The 19,216-nt window shown below is 50.0% G+C and carries 11 protein-coding genes and 1 pseudogene; 5 read left to right on the forward strand and 7 right to left on the reverse strand.

The window, feature by feature from the left end; translation table 11 throughout:
• Positions 1-65 precede the first annotated feature (65 nt).
• Positions 66-3,812 (reverse strand): putative adhesin, encoded by a 3,747-nt coding sequence (locus tag K7X24_RS02065; RefSeq protein WP_224552595.1) that lies wholly within the window; start codon positions 3,810-3,812, stop codon positions 66-68.
• Between the two features lie 43 nt (positions 3,813-3,855).
• Positions 3,856-4,056: pseudogene (locus K7X24_RS02070) on the reverse strand (resolvase); the annotation flags it as partial.
• A gap of 608 nt (positions 4,057-4,664) precedes the next feature.
• Between K7X24_RS02070 and K7X24_RS02075 the strand changes: the two are divergent.
• Positions 4,665-5,348 carry a gamma-glutamylcyclotransferase gene (locus tag K7X24_RS02075; protein WP_103860557.1) on the forward strand — a complete coding sequence of 228 codons (684 nt, stop codon included), beginning with the start codon at positions 4,665-4,667 and terminating at the stop codon, positions 5,346-5,348.
• Positions 5,349-5,426: 78 nt separating this feature from the next.
• Here the strand turns inward: K7X24_RS02075 and K7X24_RS02080 are convergent, their stop codons facing one another.
• From K7X24_RS02080 to narX, 4 genes are all read right to left on the reverse strand, one after another.
• The gene (locus tag K7X24_RS02080) at positions 5,427-6,467 is read right to left on the reverse strand and encodes a DUF481 domain-containing protein (RefSeq protein WP_224552597.1); all 1,041 of its coding nucleotides are present in this window, start codon (positions 6,465-6,467) and stop codon (positions 5,427-5,429) included.
• A gap of 297 nt (positions 6,468-6,764) precedes the next feature.
• Positions 6,765-8,042 (reverse strand): acyltransferase family protein, encoded by a 1,278-nt coding sequence (locus tag K7X24_RS02085; RefSeq protein WP_224552599.1) that lies wholly within the window; start codon positions 8,040-8,042, stop codon positions 6,765-6,767.
• 262 nt (positions 8,043-8,304) lie between these two features.
• The gene (gene narL, locus K7X24_RS02090) at positions 8,305-8,955 is read right to left on the reverse strand and encodes a two-component system response regulator NarL (protein ID WP_011093590.1); all 651 of its coding nucleotides are present in this window, start codon (positions 8,953-8,955) and stop codon (positions 8,305-8,307) included.
• Positions 8,948-10,756, reverse strand: a complete 1,809-nt coding sequence (narX, locus tag K7X24_RS02095; protein ID WP_224552833.1) for a nitrate/nitrite two-component system sensor histidine kinase NarX — start codon at positions 10,754-10,756, stop codon at positions 8,948-8,950. The genes narL and narX overlap by 8 nt, the downstream gene beginning before the upstream one ends.
• 336 nt (positions 10,757-11,092) lie before the next feature.
• On the opposite strand from narX, the gene K7X24_RS02100 reads away from it, so the two are divergent.
• Positions 11,093-12,481: a NarK family nitrate/nitrite MFS transporter gene (locus K7X24_RS02100; protein ID WP_103861084.1), complete on the forward strand. Its 1,389-nt coding sequence runs from the start codon at positions 11,093-11,095 to the stop codon at positions 12,479-12,481.
• Positions 12,482-12,533: 52 nt separating this feature from the next.
• Here K7X24_RS02100 and K7X24_RS02105 read toward each other — a convergent pair whose 3' ends face one another.
• Entirely contained in the window at positions 12,534-12,752 is a 219-nt protein-coding gene (locus tag K7X24_RS02105; RefSeq protein ID WP_224552601.1) for a hypothetical protein, read from the reverse strand.
• A 414-nt stretch (positions 12,753-13,166) separates the two neighbouring features.
• Between K7X24_RS02105 and K7X24_RS02110 the strand changes: the two genes are divergently transcribed.
• The 3 genes from K7X24_RS02110 to narJ are packed head-to-tail and all read left to right on the forward strand — an operon-like array spanning position 13,167 to position 19,205.
• The gene (locus K7X24_RS02110) at positions 13,167-16,928 is read left to right on the forward strand and encodes a nitrate reductase subunit alpha (protein WP_224552603.1); all 3,762 of its coding nucleotides are present in this window, start codon (positions 13,167-13,169) and stop codon (positions 16,926-16,928) included.
• Positions 16,928-18,493: a nitrate reductase subunit beta gene (narH, locus tag K7X24_RS02115; RefSeq protein ID WP_039471803.1), complete on the forward strand. Its 1,566-nt coding sequence runs from the start codon at positions 16,928-16,930 to the stop codon at positions 18,491-18,493. The genes K7X24_RS02110 and narH overlap by 1 nt, the downstream gene beginning before the upstream one ends.
• Positions 18,486-19,205 carry a nitrate reductase molybdenum cofactor assembly chaperone gene (narJ, locus tag K7X24_RS02120; RefSeq protein ID WP_039471805.1) on the forward strand — a complete coding sequence of 240 codons (720 nt, stop codon included), beginning with the start codon at positions 18,486-18,488 and terminating at the stop codon, positions 19,203-19,205. Before narH ends, narJ begins: the two co-directional genes overlap by 8 nt.
• Positions 19,206-19,216 lie beyond the last annotated feature (11 nt).

Below are 19,216 nucleotides of genomic sequence, written 5' to 3' on the forward strand. Positions count from 1 at the left end.
CTGTCATTAAGATTAATTATTTTCAGTGTCTTAGCGGTTTTTATCTGTAGCCGCCATTTGTGTGATTATTCAGAAGATGATTCCTTTTCGTAAGGTGTTACTCCTGCCACATCCACAGTATAATTAAGCGTAGGCAACTCATCTCCATACCACCTACCGATTTTTACAGTGTATTTGTCAGTAATAAAAAGACCGTCAAAATTCACAGAGTCAGAAAACGTAACGTTTGCTGGGATAGTTCTTACGTTCCTTTTTTGCTCAGATAAAGGTGTGTCTGTAAATTTTATTGTATGGCCCCCTCCTAGTGCTGGTCCTATTCCCCCTGTGCCCTTATATTCTCGACATGCATAAAAAGTAATAGTATTATAACCTTCTAGAGGCTGACCTGGTTTTGTTAATTTAATTATGTCGCTTAATTTTTTTTCTCCTGCAAGATCATTGACTGCTGAGAAATCCACTTTGAAATCCTGGCTAGAATAAATTCTATTATCTTTTACCGCAGCAATATATTCTATATCTGGAGTTCGCTCATAATTTTTTATTCTATAATTTTTCACCTTTTCTATATCAGTAACACCCCGTTTTGCATTCAGAGTCTCAATACCATCTGAACTTATACGAGTATATATTTCTGGATATCTACCGGGCATAAATAATGATTCGGTGGCCGATTTTCCAAATTCTTTTTGAGCTTCAAGTAACTTTTCTTTGTCTGGACCCAAAAAAATAATTTTTTTCCCTTTAGGTATTGAATTAAGTGAAAGATCATTGTCATATGGTGTATACCACCCGTGAGAGCTCAATACTAGTGTACTAGCTCTATTTTTTTTCTCAGTCCATACTTTAAATGGTCCATGATTTTCTTCAATTACATCTATTTTTTGTATTTTGTCAAGCTCCGATAATTTATTTTTTGCTATCTCTGTGCGAGTCTGAATTTCAGTCATTCCTACATGATTGTATCTCTGTCTAGAATATTCTCTATAATTGTTTAAAGCATCTTTATAATCTTCTTCATTACTGAAATCTCCTCTTCTTGGCTTTTTTATTTTATCGCCATTTCCTTTAGTATTTGATTCTCTATTAAGGTTGTTATTAGTGTTAAATATGATGCTTTGTCTTGGGAGATGTCTAATCCTAACTCTCGAACTTGAGATTTTTGAAATGCTTAAAATTAACTCGATTAAGACTAAGCTACTAACTAGCTTATAAAGTTTTTCCTGTGGTTTTTTTTTCTCTATTTCTATGTCTTGTTTTAAATAATACGCGAGTGATTGAGTTTTATCTCGCAGGGTAAATTCCCCTAATGGTTTTTCTTTATTTTCATTTATATTTACACTCACTCCCGGATTAGGGGATAACCCCATCCCCACGCCTAGAGAATAACAAAAATGCTGAGCAACTTCATGCAATATGCTATTTCCAGGTATTGATGTGAACTTTATCATTTTATGAATAAGATATTCATATATGTCTTGATTATTCATTAGTCTGTTGCCGTGGCTGTCTCTTTTGTTAAGTCTTGAGCTGTTAAAACGTTCCAATGAACTTATCCCGAGAATATATAAAGCGTAAGCCAAAAGAGATTTTCGTGCCTGGTATGCAGCATCATAAGTTACGTCATACATTTTGGGAATATTTTGCAGGTCATATACTACACTTTCAAGTAAACGTCCAGCAAAAATTTCTTCATAAGGAGGGTAATAACTCCCTTCTACAGCAATGGATTTTATACATAAAGGTCTAAATTCAATATCGATGCTATTATTAAGTAATTTGTTTAAATGATGCAACTCTAGCTTCAGTTCTTCTCTTCGTGAAAATTTTGACTCATCTGATTTATATGTTGCATATAGCTCCTCCGAAGCTATGCGGATTTGGGATAGAACTAAAGGTATGTTTTCCCTCATTCCGGAAGAATATCCGGAAATTGCTTTTTTGTAATTATGATAAGTATCATAAAATTTCATTTCATCAGGTGAATTTCCTCTTTTCTCTAAAAATGGAGCTAATTCTACTGGGGGAGTCTCTGCTGTAACCATATTATAGATGTCAAAATTAATTCCATCTTCAATGTTCTCATTAATAATTATTGTCACTTTGTTCAATGAAAAATTACCCAGCCTAGGGTATTTATTCAATTCTTCTGTTCCTGCTAATACAATGTTTTGAACAGCTAAAAAGCAACTTATTAAGTCATAATCATCTAGTGATTTATATTTTTCATTTTTCATTGTGTAATTTTTTAATCCACTGAATGAATTATTCAGCTCGTTTATAATGCCGTCATTTTCGATGCTTATATGTCTTTTAGACATAATTTCAGTATAATCACCTCTCTGCTGAAAGCTCTCGTGAGTTTTATCTTTATCGTAAGGAAACATTATTTCTACATCATGCGGGACTGTAGTATCAGGAGATTCGGCTCCCCGCTTATTTATTTCTTTTTCTACTGATTTCCGGTTAGCCCACAACAGTGTTCCCCCAATGGCTGCCCCAGTCAAGCTCGCAGCCGCAGTGATTCCAATTGCAATGGTCGTTTTACTTTTCAGGGCCTGTATATATGACGTTGCCACTGGTACAGCGACTGTCGTCACCACCAAGGGCAGTAACGTATCTTCGCCACCTCGGCTTGTTACTGATGAGAAGCCCTGTGTTTCTGATATATCGGTGTGTACATGTATGCTCTCAGCCGCTTTCCTGAGTGGTTCAGGATAAGCAATGCCGTCACATTTCGTATTAAAGTGAGTGGCAGTTACGACCTTTTCGCTTGTGTGCTGGCAGGTTTCAGTTTTCTGAGTCGCACAGTACAATAGGTCTGAAAGACCACTTTCCTGCCGGAGTTTGTTCACAGCCAGAAAATGCGCTTGCTCAGGGACAGAGAGAGGGGCGTTTTTTCTGAGCGCGGGCCTGTTCTGTATCATCGCCTGGGTGTAAGCCTCAGGAGTGGCCGTTGAATTTGACGAAAATGTGGTGAGCCGTAGTGCGGGGGAAGAGCAGGGAGCTGCGACATCGCATATATCTCCGGTCATTTCCACTAGGGTATCGACTTCAAAAGCGGGAACGCGTCGGGATGGTTCGGTATTTTCCGACATTTCTCTGAGGGACAGAGGACTATGCGCCATATTTTCCAGCTCAGTCCAATAATAGCTAGCGCGAATAAAAACATTAGCCATAAAGGCCGGAACTTTCAGTGGAGCACGCTGTGGAGGCCCCTCGTCTTTCATCCAACGCTTGGCCACAATGGCCGTAATCGCTAGGGCTGTAAACAGGTGAGTGGAAGTGTGATTTTCCCCGTTGCCCAGAAACTGTTGCAGGAAAGTTTCATTAGTCCAGTCAGCAACTGTATCCCAGATAAAAGCTGCCAGACGGGAAACGATATTAATATTATTAGGTAGGTACCATGATGCTACTCCGAGGGCGTGCAGTGCTGCGGCATCAATATTTCTTCGCTCGGTAATCGCGGTATACAGACTGTCTGCTGCGATAACGAGACTGGTTGGGAGACCAGGAAGTATTTTCGAAAGGCAGGCAGACAGCATTTTGCTCTCCCCGTATTCCCCTAGGGCACGGATAAGCTGCTGAACACCGCGAAGGCAGTCTTCCGTGAACGGGACTCGGGAATCGGCGGCTTCGCCAGCAGATTTTCGGTCAGGCTGATGACGGCCACAGGCGTCAAACCAGCTATCTTCTATTTCAACGTGGTCGATGGCGTCAAACCAGATATCCTGCTCTTGCGGATTTGAACTACTCTCAGCTATCGGTGTTCTGCTGACCAATGAGGAGCCAGTAATTGAATTAGGAGGTAACATAATTTTCACTTGAATTGGCTAATTGTTACCTTCTTCTATCAGGTTAGAATATTTTTTCTATCAGAAAAGCCCCTTTTTCTCTATAAAACAAATGGATGCAGTAAACCTGCGATGGACTATATCCCGTGGCATCCGCCGTTTCGTGGATACTCAATTTCTTAGCCTGCCTGTAGTACAGGATTTTCTGATGTCGTTCATGATCGGTTTGTTTACCTCAGTATTTACTCAGCGTATGTACCTGTTTTTTGTCGCTGACAAGCCAAAAGATCACGAGCTGAACGCTTTCAGCAGACCGGAAAGCTGGTCTAGGTAAAATTAAAATACACCGATGTCGGCTAAGCATTGTCTGAAGCCCACGCGTTTCGATATCCAAACTGACCCCATATTCTGCGAGCGCTGGTGTGTAAGCGGTAAACGTACGATTTTCGGTAGGCTCCTGACGTCACAAAAATGAGGTTTGTGTCAGGAATACGTCAAGTCTGACGGTGAGTTGCCGATTAGTTGATATACCCGTCATACTTCAAGTTGCCTGTGCGTTGGCTGCGTTACTCGGCACACTTGCGTGTGCCTCACCCCTTCGGGATCAGCGCAAGCGCTGTTCAAAACGTTAACGTTTTGTCATGAAATTCGAATTATTTAGGGTACAAAAGCTGAATCTTGTGTGACTGAAACATTATCACGAACTTTTTCAGTTTTTGTGACTAGTATCAAATTTGATCGCAAAGCCATAAATGAATAACTTCAGGGTTGATAGTGTTGTAAAGTTAAGCAGATGAAGCAGTTAGGTTTTTACACGCAGGGCGAGAGCCGGTCTGACGAGCAGCAAAAGAGTAAGGTTGGGGGTAGTCAGTAGTGTTAACACGCGATTTTTTGCAGAAAGCAGATTGTAGAACGTCTTTTGGTTGTATTGAAGAAACCTTACTGCTCACCCCGCAACAGCGGGCTGACTCGTTGGATAGGACGCTGGCGCTCCGGCCAAATAGCTGTCCTGTCTGGGTATTTGGCTATGGTTCGCTCATGTGGAATCCGGTTTTTGATGCCGAAGAAACCTGTCTGGCCACGTTGGCGGGGTGGCAGCGTGCCTTTTGTCTGCGCCTCACCATCGGCCGCGGCACACTAACGCAACCGGGGCGGATGCTGGCGCTGAAGCCCGGTGGGCAAACGACGGGACTGGCTTTCCGTCTGCCGGAAACCTCATTGCGTGAAGACCTGGAGCTGTTGTGGAAGCGTGAAATGCTGACGGGCTGCTATCGTCCGCTCTGGTGTGAACTGCATCGTAAGAACGGCGCACCGCTGACGGCGCTGGTGTTTGTTTCCGAACCGGAACATCCTCTCAACGAAAATGATACCTGCATTCAGAGCGTTGCACCGCTGATTGCGCGCGCGAGCGGTCCGCTCGGCACCAATGCGCAATATCTGTTTGCGCTTGAGCAAGAGCTGAAGAATCACGGAACGGAAGATGAAAGCGTGAGCGAACTGGCGCAGCGGGTGCGAATCCTGCAACAGTCATGTTCTGCGGCAGCAGGGAGTTGCTAATAGTGACAGCGGTGAGCGGGAGCATTGAGGTGAACGACGAGATCGCCGTTCACCTTGAGACAATGTGAAGCAACTGACTTACCAGCCGACGCCAACACCCATGGTGTACAGCGTGTCGTCAACATTCCCTTGATTATTTTCGATACGGGTACGTGACACTTTCATACTCATAGAAGACCAGTCGGTCAGCTTGAAGCGCAGGCCCGCATCCGCTTTTAGATAAATTGGCGCGGTGCCGTCAAATGAACGCCCCAATTCACCGTTGGTGAAGGCTTCAACCGATTTGCTGAACAGGTAGCGGTTGTACGCCCACTTAATCGCACCGGAGTAGAAGTCATCATCGCCCTGATCGCGGTAGACGAAGGTTTGGGAGTTGACCAGCGACGTCAGTGAGAACGCGCCTAAATCGTTATCCCAGAACTGATAACCGGGACCGAGACCGAAAGAGCGGTTGATTTTAATGCTTTCAATCCAGTCGCGTTTGTACTGATAACGACCCTGCCAGAACCAGTTCTCATCCACGAACTTATCCAGTGCATATTCGCCAGCCGCATTCTTGGTGCTCTCGACTTTATCCTCTTTTGCCAAATGGTAGCTGGCATCAAGGTTGTGTCGCCACGTATCGTGGCGCGCTTTGGTGTTCAGCGTCACATCGTAGTTGTCGGTTTCTGTCGAGCTTTTCTTGTGCGACATGCCGGCGTCAATGTTGCCTTTCCAGGCTAAATCGGTCACCAGCGGCTTCTGCGCGACGATGGACGTGATTTCGGAAAGCGGCAATGTTTGCGGGCCAGCGGCTTCGTTAGCCAGCGACGGGTTCGCGACGATGGCTCGGTTTTCGCCTGCTTTGATCGTCGGATACAGTACGCCTTTTTCGTAGCGTTCGCCTTGAATCACCAGACCATGGTCGGATTCAAAGGTTTTCACCTTGTCCCAGGCAACAGAAATAGAGCCTGCATAGTCGGTGTTGATAAAGAGTTTTCCGCCGTCAAGCAGCGTGATTTTCCCTGTGAGCTGGTCGCCATTGGTCAACCAAATGGTGTCAGCGCGGCTCTGTGTTATGCCAGCGGAGAGAGCGATAACCAGGCTGAGGGAGGATATTGCGTGTTTGGATAGTGTCATTATTGCCAAGTAAACCGTGGTGACAGGTATTGAGATGTCCGTCAAAGACGCACAGCCGTTGATAACGAACCGGTTTAGTCCGGAGCGGCAAACATTAACAGGAATCGGAGCGATGCTCTACCCGAAAACGAAAATTGGTTAGAATGTAAATAGTTATAAAAGGAGCTATTGATGATTAACAGCTATAACGCGATATCTGTCACGTTTTGGGTCGGAGGGAAGAGAATTGATCGTATGGGAGATGATTCTCTCTGGCCTTGGCGGTTTAAGGCCAGAGAGCGTGTGCGATAGATGGCGCTATGCGGTGCGCTGCGTGCGGGATGCGCTGTTGTTGCTAAGGAAACGTGCGATTAGGAGCGTCCTTGCGCGGAACACGATTCGTTCCTGGAAAAGAACGCAGAGCGTCACGGTGCTGAGCAGGAAAATGATGTAGCCCGTCATGGATAGCTGTACCTGACCTGCAGCGGCAATACACTGATCCCAATCGCTGAAGCAGGCCATCGGGTTACCGCGCACCAGTTGTTCCAACGTGCGGAACAGATTGAAGAGTGGAACATGCAGCGCAAAGATGGAGAGCGAGGCTGCTCCCAGTCGGGGCGACCAGTGCCGCAGCCATTCACTGTCAGGTTCACGCGCCAGCGCACTGAGACAGACCAGACCAACCTGAGCCGGCAGGAGCAAACCGTTGTGCAGCAGGAAGTACCAATAGGCCTCACCTTTTGTGAACAACCAAGTGGCGACAAGGAAATTGACACCAATAAAGAAGGCGACCGCGTAGCATTGGCCTTTGGTCAGCGGTGAACGATCTTTCTGACGATAATGGCGGAACAGCGCATAGCCTAAAATCCCAGCCAGGAATTCTGGTAAACGGAAAATCGGCCCACGCTGTAATAATCCGGTGTATGGCATGCCGAACTGCTGCTGCCAAATAACCCAAATCGGCGGCAGCAAATACAGCAAACAGACGATCCCCATCCACAGCCACGGATGACGGCTGTTTAACAGACGCGGAGCTAACAATGGGAATGCCAGATAGAAAAAGAACAGCGTAGAAAGCGACCACAGCGGGGCATTGAAGGTCAGGAAATAAGGGTTCCATGCCTGCAACATCAGAACCTGCAATACCCCGTTGAACGCCAACTGAGCATTTGTCATGTAATGGCGCAGCGTTTCGGGATCGGCCGTAGGATCGTTGGTGTCATAAATGACGAAGCGCGCGCTGGCGACCTGTCCTTCCGGTGGCACGGCCAGCCACTGCATGAGTGTGACAACGGCAATAGAAGACAGCAGAGCAATGATATGGATAGGATAAAGATTAAAGAAGCGTTTGGCCCAGAACTGGCGAACAGGCTCACGCAGACGCCCGTCCTTAATGTACACATGTGCTAGCAAAAAACCAGACAGGACAAAGAACGTGCTGGTCGCGAAGAACCCCATGCTGGTGAGTTCGCTCAAAAAAGGAATGCGCTCACGCTGGGGATAAACGTGGACGGTGTGATAAATCATCACATAGCAGCCGAGCAAAAATCGTAACCATTCCAGGCCGATAAATCGCTCCTTATTAACCTTCTTCATGTTGTTCCTCAACGTTAACTCGGTGTAAAAGCCGAAAAATGCGATTACGGACTAGTTTAGACGAGAGCAACATCACATTAATTAAGATAATAGCTATAAATGTCAGTGTCGTTTATTAATCGTTTAGTTTGTTGGGCGGGGTGGTGATATTTTCACCTGTTATGATGGCATCCTCGCTCGCGCGAGGATAGTTTTGGTGGGAAGGGCGCCTGAGCGCCTGATCCGTACCGCTGATAATTGCTGTTTTTTTGTTACGGTTTGATTAAATCACTTTTTCTTGCAATACCCAGACGGCTGCTTCTACCCGTGATTTTAGCTTCATTTTTTTCAACAGGTGTTTGACGTGCACCTTGACGGTACTTTCCGTAATCGTGAGTTTACGGGCAATCACTTTATTGGATAATCCCTGAGCCAGCAATTTCAGAATATCGCGTTCGCGTGGCGTGAGCAGTTGAATATCTCGGTCGCTGCTGTGGCGGCTTTCGCGCAGGCTGGCGGCCAGAATTGGCGTCAATGTTTCACTCAGTACCATTTTCCCTGACGCAGCCTGATGCAGCGCAGCCAGTAAATCTTCCGGCTCCATATCTTTCAGTAGGTAACCATCGGCACCATTTTTCAAGGCATTGACAACATCGTCTTCATGGTTGGATACGCTAAAGACGACAATACGACCAGACAGCGATTTTTCCCGCAGACGATTCAAAGTTTCCAAGCCATTCATGCCGGGCATGTTCAAATCGAGCAGAATCAAATCCGGGTCCAACTGTTCCGCTAGCTCGACACCCTGTTCGCCGTGACTGGCTTCACCGGCCACCTGTAATTCTGGGTCCATGCTGATGAGTTGCTTAACACCATTCCGCAACATGGGATGGTCGTCAATCAGCAGTAGGGTGGCGGCATCTTCGTTAATCATGAGTTTCTCCTGTTAATGGCAGCCGGTGACGGTATTCGGAGAGGAAGTTGACATTGACTTCAGTGCCCCCCGACGGCCGGCGTCGAACAATGCATTCGCCGTGCAAACCCCGTGCACGGTCGCGCATGATAATAAGTCCATAGTGGTTGGCGCGGCTAGCATCATCAGGAATACCGATGCCGTTGTCGGCTACGCTGAGTTCAATGTAACCCTGACGCAGTTGCAGCGTAATATCGACCTGTGTGGCCTGCGCGTGTTTATAAATATTGCTCAGCGCTTCACGCACAATTTGCAGGACGTGAATGCCTTGATGAGCGGAGACCGACTGCGGCGGCAGGCGGTAATGTAATTCGATGGGATAACCCAGTCGCTTGCCGAATTCATCGACCGACGCTCGCAGCGCGGCAAGTAAGCCGGATTCCGACAGCTTCAACCGGAACGTCGTCAGCAGCTCACGCAGTTGGCGATAGGCGGTATTCAACTCTTCCCGCATTTCCGTCAACAGCTGCTGCGATGCGGGTGGCAAATCGCCGCCCTGCATTTGCAGGCAGCTCACCTGAATTTTCAGGCAGGAGAGTGACTGGGCGATAGAATCGTGCAACTCTCGGGCAATCGTGGCGCGTTCTTCCATCAGCATCAACTGCTGTTGATGGTTGGATTGACGCTCCAGCGCCAGCGTGCTGGTCAACTGTTCCAATAAGGTATTCAGTAACTGGTTTTGATCGCGGCTTAGTACGGTATTGCCCGGCAGCGTGGCTAACACGACGCCATATTGTCCGTGCTTGTCATGCAGATCCCAGCAGTGAGGTTCACCCAACAGTTCTTCCCGCTTTACCTGCATACCGCAACTCTGACAGCTGTTATCCGGGCAGTGATCCGGCTGCGACTGGCTGCAATCGCTAAACTGGTGAAACTGTTCCTGATTGTTATCTTCATAAAGCCGCAGTTGAATATTGCGCAGCGGAGTCAACGACGGCAGTTCGTTCAGGATCGGCATCAGTCGGCTGCACAGCGGTGCACCGGTATGCAGGCGTCTACTGGCGCGATAGAGGAAAGAAAGCAGATCGTTTTTCTGTTGCAGATCGGCTGTTTTCTCGGCGACGCGTTGTTCCAGACTGTGGTACATGGCGGAAAGTTCGTCCGACATGCCGTTCAGCACCTGTCCCAGCGTACTCATTTCATCTTGGCCGTTGATGGCGACGCGCTGGGTGAAATCACCTTGCCCAATAGCTTGTCCCATCGAGACCAGACGTTGCCACGGTCTCAACAGGCGGCGACGCAGGTAAAAGAACGTGGTGACCAGCAGAATAAACATGATGCCGATGAAGATGCGCTGTACCAGCGTGACCATCCTCAACCGCTGTTCGGTTTTATGATCGATGGCGGAAACCAGATCGTCCAGCTGTTTCACAAAGCGGGCGACATCCGCCGAGGCATCAGCAGAATTCGTTGCCTGCCTTAGATGTGGTTGCAGGCTCTCCAACCAGAAAACGCGCAGTGCAGTGAATTGCTCACTCAGCCCTTCCCGACGTACTGCCTGCTGTAGGTCACTGCTGATTTCGTCTTCTTCCAGTTCTCGCAGGTAAATTTCATTCTCGACAGAGAGCGGCACCATTGAGAGCAGGCGGTAACTCTGCATACGCAGCGAACCCGCTTTATTAATGGCGTGCGCGTTCCCTTGGATGCTTTGAGACATCCAACTGGAAACCGACATACCTGCAATACCCAGCAAACCGAGTAGCAGCATCAATAAGGCAACCTGATTGACGAGCGACAGCGGCAGCAGGAAACGTTTCAACATAATAAAGCGACCTCTGCTGGAGGAGTAGAAAACCAGTACCGAGAAGGATAACCCTTTTGGCATTTTTCCCGATCCTACATGATAACCCCATACCCACTAGTGAGTACCACCGAATATCCATGTCTTGAAAGGGGATATGACAGTAAGAAAAAATAGAGATATAACAGCTTGAATTATCGTTGCTTATTTTTCTATTTTTATTACTCATTAAGGAGTGTGGTTATTTTTACACGATTTTTTTACCTGACAGCGCGTTGATTTGCATCAACTTTGCCTGCGGTGTAATCCCTAATGTTGCGCCTTAATTCTATCGCGTTTTTATTTATCGAGGTTTTTATGACGCAGCCTTCATCACCCGAAAAAGTATCGCAAAGCACGCTGATAAGGGAATGGAACCCTGAAGATACAAAATTCTGGCAATCTGGCGGACAACGGATAGCACAGCGTAATCTTTGGATCTCTGTGCCCTGCCTGCTGTTGTCGTTTTGTGTCTGGATGATTTTCAGTACCGTAGCCGTTAACCTAAACAAGGTCGGATTTAGTTTTACCACAGACCAGTTATTTTTGCTTACTGCGCTGCCTTCCGTCTCCGGCGCGCTGTTGCGCGTCCCTTATTCCTTCGTTATCCCCATGGTTGGCGGTCGCCGTTGGACGACGTTAAGTACCATCATTCTGGTTATCCCGTGTATCTGGCTCGGGTTTGCCGTACAAAATCCGCAGACGCCTTACAGCGTTTTCGTCACAATTTCTCTGATGTGTGGCTTCGCGGGCGCTAATTTCGCGTCCAGCATGGCGAACATCAGCTTCTTCTTCCCGAAATCACGTCAGGGCAGTGCGTTAGGCATTAACGGCGGACTGGGCAACCTCGGCGTGAGCGTGATGCAGTTGCTGGTACCAGTGGTGATTTTCCTGCCGATTCTGGGATTCTCCGGCAATGGCGTTGTGCAACCTGATGGCAACCAGATTTGGCTGCATCATGCCGCCTGGATGTGGGTACCATTTTTGGTTATTGCTGCAACCGCTGCCTGGTTTGGTATGAACGATTTGTCGACTGCCAATGCGTCGATACGCAAGCAGTTGCCGGTTTTGAAGCAAATGCACCTGTGGGTACTCAGCTTCCTGTATCTGTCCACATTTGGCTCATTTATCGGTTTTTCAGCAGGCTTCGGCATGCTGTCCAGAACGCAGTTCCCAGACATCGTGATTCTGTACTATGCGTTCTTTGGGCCGCTGCTGGGGGCGTTGGCGCGTCCGGTTGGCGGAATGCTGTCTGACCGCTTTGGCGGTGTAAAAGTTACGCTGATTAACTTCATCCTGATGTCGATTTTCTCGGTGTTGTTGTTCCTGTCTCTGCCGAGTGCGAACTCTGCGGGTTCATTCGGGATGTTCTTTGGCATCTTCATGATGCTGTTCCTGACGGCCGGTCTGGGTAGTGGATCCACGTTCCAGATGATCGCCGTGATTTTCCGCAAATTAACGGCAGATCGCGTTAAATCGGAAGGCGGCAATGATTCTGACGCACAGCGTGCAGCAGCCACGGATACTGCAGCGGCTCTGGGCTTTATTTCGGCCATTGGCGCTATCGGCGGTTTCTTCATTCCCCAAGCCTTTGGGATGTCGCTTGAGTTAACGGGTTCACCTACCGGCGCGATGAAGGTGTTTGTGGTGTGCTACGTGGTGTGCGTATTGGTGACCTGGCTGTTCTATGCCAGAAAGCAACGCTAAGCGTTGAACCTCCTCGTTCCTCCCTTTGGCTGGGTGTCTCTTAGCCACATTTTTATTTATGCTGGCTAAGAGACGATTTCGTGCGCGGTAATACCGTCATGTTCATGCTACTCAGTAGCACGCGCCCGACACGGGGCGGCTCAATCGCCGCTCGCCCCGTGACCCCAGGCTTTCGGCGGAAATTATGCCGCTGACGCGGTGCCTTCGTCGGTATCGGACTTTGCGGATCGCTTGCGACACGTTCCCGACGTGGCGCAAGCTTTCGCCGCATCCCTGCGGCTCATCCTAAGTCCGATCTCTCCTCAGCATCATTTTTACGCCAGAAAAATAAGGACAGAGAACTAATAGGTAATCTCTCTTTTGCGCACAATTTCCCGTCGCCTTTCGACTACTACCTCTAAATAGTCGTGTGTATGAATTCAGTATAAGCACAAAACGAATGGTTTTATTTTTATCTTTTAAAATCATTTAATTACGTAATTTTTTCATAATAATTCTTTGGTGGTAGTTGGCGATGTACTCCGTTTTTCACAGGGTGACACTCTTGATCGTTATCAAGTTTGACAACGCGGTTGCTGGATACCCTAGCGCCAACTTGAGCGATGTGTCGTAAGCAAAAACAGATGTCTGCTACGAGCATTTCATAACGACAGGGGCCAGCAGGCTTCGCAGCAGGAGAGTCCGGATGAGCAAATTCCTTGACCGGTTACGTTACTTCAAACAACTGGCCGAACCGTTTTCTGATGGTCATGGCCAGACCCTCAATACCAATCGTGACTGGGAAGACGGCTATCGCAGTCGCTGGCAGCATGACAAAATCGTACGTTCTACCCACGGGGTAAACTGTACCGGTTCATGTAGCTGGAAGATTTATGTGAAAAACGGTCTGGTGACGTGGGAAACGCAGCAGACTGACTACCCGCGTACCCGCCCGGACCTGCCTAACCATGAACCTCGCGGCTGCCCGCGCGGTGCCAGCTACTCCTGGTATCTTTACAGCGCCAACCGCCTGAAATACCCGATGATGCGTAAGCGCCTGATGAAGCTATGGCGTGAAGCGAAACTGACGTACAGCGATCCGGTTGATGCCTGGGCGTCCATCGTCAATGACCCCGAAAAAACCAAATACTACAAACAAATTCGTGGCCGTGGTGGTTTCGTTCGTTCTGACTGGAACGAAGTTAACGAGCTGATCGCTGCCTCTAACGTTTACACCGCCAAAACCTATGGCCCAGACCGCGTTATCGGTTTCTCACCGATTCCTGCAATGTCGATGGTGTCCTACGCGGCGGGTGCGCGTTACCTTTCTCTGCTCGGCGGCGTGTGCCTGAGCTTCTATGACTGGTACTGTGACTTACCACCTGCGTCACCAATGACCTGGGGTGAGCAGACTGACGTACCGGAATCGGCAGACTGGTATAACTCCTCTTACATCATTGCCTGGGGCTCTAACGTTCCGCAAACCCGTACGCCAGATGCCCACTTCTTTACGGAAGTCCGCTACAAAGGCACCAAAACCGTTGCGGTTACGCCGGACTACGCTGAAATCGCCAAGCTGTGCGACCACTGGCTGAACCCGAAACAAGGTACCGACAGCGCGATGGCGCTGGCAATGGGCCACGTTATTCTGAAAGAGTTCCACCTCGACAAACCGAGCCAGTATTTCAGCGAGTACGTTCGTCAATACACTGACTTACCGATGCTGGTGCTGCTGGAACCGCGTGAAGATGGCTACTACGCGGCGGGTCGTATGCTGCGTGCTTCCGATCTGGTGGACAACCTCGGCCAAGACAACAACCCGCAGTGGAAAACCATCGCGATTGACGATGAAAGCGGCAACCTGACGGCTCCGCAAGGATCGATCGGCTACCGTTGGGGCGATCAGGGCAAATGGAACCTGGAACAACGCGACGGCGTGAGCGGCGAAGAAGTGAAGCTGCGCTTGAGCCTGCTGGGGTCGCACGACGATGTGGTTGATGTCGGCTTCCCGTATTTTGGCGGCGCGGTCAGCGAACATTTCAACAACGTTGCGCTAGAAGAAATCCTGCTGCACAAACTGCCGGTTAAGCGTCTGACACTGGCTGGCGGTAGCGAAGCGCTGGTTGCCTGCGTGTATGACCTGACGATGGCGAACTACGGTCTGGATCGTGGTCTGGGCGATGAGAACTGCGCGCGTGATTACGACGATGTGAAAGCGTATAGCCCAGCCTGGGCTGAGAAAATTACTGGTGTTTCTCGTCAGAACATCATCCGCATTGCGCGTGAATTCGCGGATAACGCCGATAAAACGCACGGTCGTTCGATGATCATCGTCGGTGCCGGTATCAACCACTGGTACCACATGGACATGAACTACCGCGGCATTATCAACATGCTGATTTTCTGCGGCTGTGTCGGTCAGAGCGGTGGTGGTTGGGCGCACTACGTCGGACAAGAAAAACTGCGTCCGCAAACCGGTTGGACGCCGTTGGCGTTTGGTCTGGACTGGCAGCGTCCGCCTCGTCACATGAACAGTACGTCGTTCTTCTATAACCATTCCAGCCAGTGGCGTTATGAAACCGTCGCGCCGCAGGAACTGCTGTCACCGCTGGCGGATAAATCCCGCTTTACTGGCAGCATGATTGACTTCAACGTGCGTGCCGAACGTATGGGCTGGTTGCCATCTGCACCGCAGTTGAACGTTAACCCGCTGGATATCGCAGAAAAAGCGCGTGCTGCCGGTGTTACGCCGCAGGAATATACCATTGCCGCATTGAAATCAGGCGAAATTAAATTTGCCGCTGAACAGCCGGATAGTCCGCAAAACTACCCGCGCAACCTGTTCATCTGGCGTTCTAACCTGCTGGGTTCCTCCGGTAAAGGCCACGAATACATGCTGAAGTACCTGCTGGGTACGGAGCACGGTATTCAAGGGCAAGATCTGGGCACGGCGGGCAGTGTGAAGCCGGAAGAAGTGGAATGGCGCGATCAAGGCGTTGAAGGCAAACTGGATCTGGTGGTGACGCTTGATTTCCGTATGTCCAGCACCTGCCTGTATTCCGACATCGTCCTGCCAACGGCAACCTGGTATGAAAAAGACGATATGAATACCTCGGATATGCATCCGTTTATTCACCCGCTATCTGCGGCTGTCGATCCGGCGTGGGATTCCAAAAGCGACTGGGAAATCTACAAAGGCATCGCGAAAACCTTCTCCCGCGTCTGTCAGGGACACCTTGGTCAGGAAACCGACCTGGTTACCTTGCCAATCCAACACGATTCCCCGGCAGAAATGGCGCAGCCGTTCGGCGTGGATGACTGGAAAAAAGGCGAATGCGATCTGATTCCGGGCAAAACTGCACCCCACCTGATGATGGTGGAGCGCGATTACCCGAACCTGTACGAACGTTTCACCTCGCTTGGTCCGTTGATGGACAAGCTGGGCAACGGCGGTAAAGGCATCGGTTGGAACACACAGACCGAAGTCGATTTCCTGAAAAAACTGAACTACACCAAGGCTGACGGTGCGGCGGCAGGTCGTCCGAAGATTGAAACGGCGATCGATGCGGCAGAAGTGATTCTGTCTCTGGCCCCGGAAACCAATGGTCAGGTGGCCGTGAAGGCGTGGGAAGCGCTGAGCAAATTCACCGGTCGTGATCACACGCATCTGGCACTGAATAAAGAAGACGAGAAAATTCGCTTCCGTGATATTCAGGCGCAGCCGCGCAAGATTATCTCCAGCCCGACCTGGTCTGGTCTGGAAGACGAACACGTTTCCTATAACGCCTGTTATACCAACGTTCATGAGCTGATTCCGTGGCGTACGCTGTCCGGTCGCCAGCAGCTGTATCAAGATCATGAGTGGATGCGTGCCTTCGGTGAAAGCCTGTTGGTATACCGTCCGCCGGTTGATACCCGTGCGGCTGAGCCGGTGATGAATAAGAAACCTAACGGCAACCCGGAAAAACCGCTGAACTTCCTGACGCCACACCAGAAATGGGGCATTCACTCCACGTACAGCGACAACCTGTTGATGCTGACGCTGGGTCGCGGCGGCCCGATTATCTGGCTGAGCGAAGACGATGCCAGCGATTTGGGTATTGCGGATAACGACTGGGTAGAAGCGTTTAACGCCAACGGTGCGCTGACGGCGCGTGCGGTTGTCAGCCAGCGTGTGCCAGCGGGAATGACCATGATGTACCACGCGCAGGAACGCATTATTAACCTGCCGGGATCGGAAATTACCCAGCAGCGCGGCGGTATTCACAACTCGGTAACCCGTATCACGCCGAAACCGACCCATATGATCGGTGGCTATGCCCAATTGGCTTATGGTTTTAACTACTACGGCACCGTCGGGTCAAACCGTGATGAGTTCGTCGTGGTTCGTAAAATGAAACGCATCGACTGGCTGGATGATGAAGGCCAGGACTATGTACAGAAAGCGGTACAGCAGGAGAAAGCCTGATGAAAATTCGTTCACAAGTGGGCATGGTGCTGAATCTGGACAAATGCATCGGCTGTCACACCTGCTCCGTTAGCTGTAAAAACGTCTGGACCAGCCGTGAAGGGATGGAATACGCCTGGTTCAATAACGTCGAAACCAAACCGGGCGTGGGTTATCCCCATGCCTGGGAAGATCAGGAAAAATGGAAGGGCGGCTGGATCCGTAAAATCAGCGGCAAGCTCGAACCGCGTATGGGTAACCGTATCAGCGTGTTGTCCAAAATCTTCGCTAACCCAGATGTACCGGAAATCGACGACTACTATGAGCCGTTCGACTACGACTACCAGAATCTGCGTAAAGCGCCGGAAGGTAAGCACCAGCCTGTCGCCCGTCCGCGCTCGCTGATTACCGGTCAGCGGATGAAGAAAATCGAGAACGGCCCGAACTGGGAAGACGATCTGGGTGGTGAATTCAGCGTGCGTTCGAAGGATAAAAACTTCGACAACATGCAGAAAGAGATGTACGGCCAGTTCGAAAACACGTTCATGATGTATTTGCCGCGTCTGTGTGAGCACTGCTTGAACCCTGCGTGTGTGGCAACCTGTCCGAGCGGCGCGATCTACAAACGCGGCGAAGACGGCATCGTCCTGATCGATCAGGACAAGTGTCGCGGCTGGCGTATGTGCTTGACCGGTTGCCCGTACAAGAAAATCTACTTCAACTGGAAGAGCGGCAAATCAGAAAAATGTATTTTCTGCTACCCGCGTATCGAAAGCGGTCAACCGACGCTCTGTTCAGAAACCTGCGTCGGACGTATCCGCTATCTGGGCGTGTTGCTCTATGATGCAGACCGCATCGAGCAAGCGGCCTCTGTGGAAAACGAGAAAGATCTGTACCAGAGCCAACTGGATGTGTTCCTTGACCCGCACGACCCGAAAGTCATTGAACAAGCGCTGAAAGATGGCATTCCAAACAGCGTCATTGAAGCGGCACAACAGTCGCCGGTGTACAAAATGGCGATGGACTGGAAGCTGGCGCTGCCGCTGCACCCAGAATACCGCACGCTGCCGATGGTGTGGTACGTGCCACCGTTGTCACCGATTCAGTCTGCCGCGGATGCGGGTCAATTGGCGCACACTGGCGTATTGCCGGACGTCGAAAGCCTGCGTATCCCGGTGCAATATCTGGCGAACCTGCTGACCGCAGGCGATACCGAGCCCGTATTGCTGGCGCTGAAACGTATGCTGGCGATGCGTCACTACAAACGTGCAGAAACCGTAGAAGGCAAAATCGATACCAGCGCGCTGGAGCAAGTTGGGCTGACTGAAGCGCAGGCGCAGGAAATGTACCGCTATCTGGCAATTGCGAACTACGAAGACCGTTTCGTGATTCCATCAAGCCATCGTGAACTGGCGCGTGAAGCATTCCCAGAAAGCAAAGGCTGCGGCTTCAGCTTTGGCGATGGCTGCCACGGCAGCGATACCAAATTCAATCTGTTCAACAGCAAACGTATTGATGCCATCGATGTCAGCAGCAAAACGCGCGATATGAACAGCAAAATCATGCGGGAGACGAACCATGATTAGCCTGCGGATTATTGCCCGCCTGCTGGACTATCCCGATAGCGAGCTGTGGGAAAACCGGGCTGAGTTGATCGAAGCGGTAGAGCAGGCTGATGCTTTACCGCTGCGTGAGAGTCATCAGCTCATGCAGTTCATTAATACGCTGTGTGCGCAGGATCTGTTGGACAAACAGGCGGAATATAGCGGCCTGTTTGACCGCGGTCGGGCGACCTCGCTGCTGCTGTTCGAACACGTTCACGGTGAGTCTCGCGACCGTGGTCAGGCGATGGTCGATCTCATGCAGCAATATCAGGATGCCGGTCTGGCGCTGGATTGCCGTGAGCTGCCGGACTACCTGCCGCTGTATCTTGAGTACCTTTCTCGTCTGGAGCCCGCGCAGAGTCGCGCGGGTTTACTCGACATCGCGCCGATTCTGGCGTTGATTGGCGCGCGTTTGCAGCAGCGTGACAGCAGCTATGCCACGCTGTTCGATCTGCTGTTGGCGTTGTCCGGTAGTGACCTGAAAAGTGACGATGTCACACATCAGGTGGCTGACGAAGCGCGTGACGACACGCCGCAGGCGCTGGATGCCGTGTGGGAAGAGGAACAGGTTAAGTTCCTTGGCGAAGAAGGCTGCGCATCGGCCCAACAAACGCAACACCAACGCCGCTTCGCTGGCGCGGTGGTGCCGCAATATCTGAATCTTGACGCGACATCGGCGGGAGGGCAACGCTAATGAGTGCAATC

It is taken from the genome of Pectobacterium versatile, assembly GCF_020166435.1.
GTDB lineage: Bacteria > Pseudomonadota > Gammaproteobacteria > Enterobacterales > Enterobacteriaceae > Pectobacterium > Pectobacterium versatile.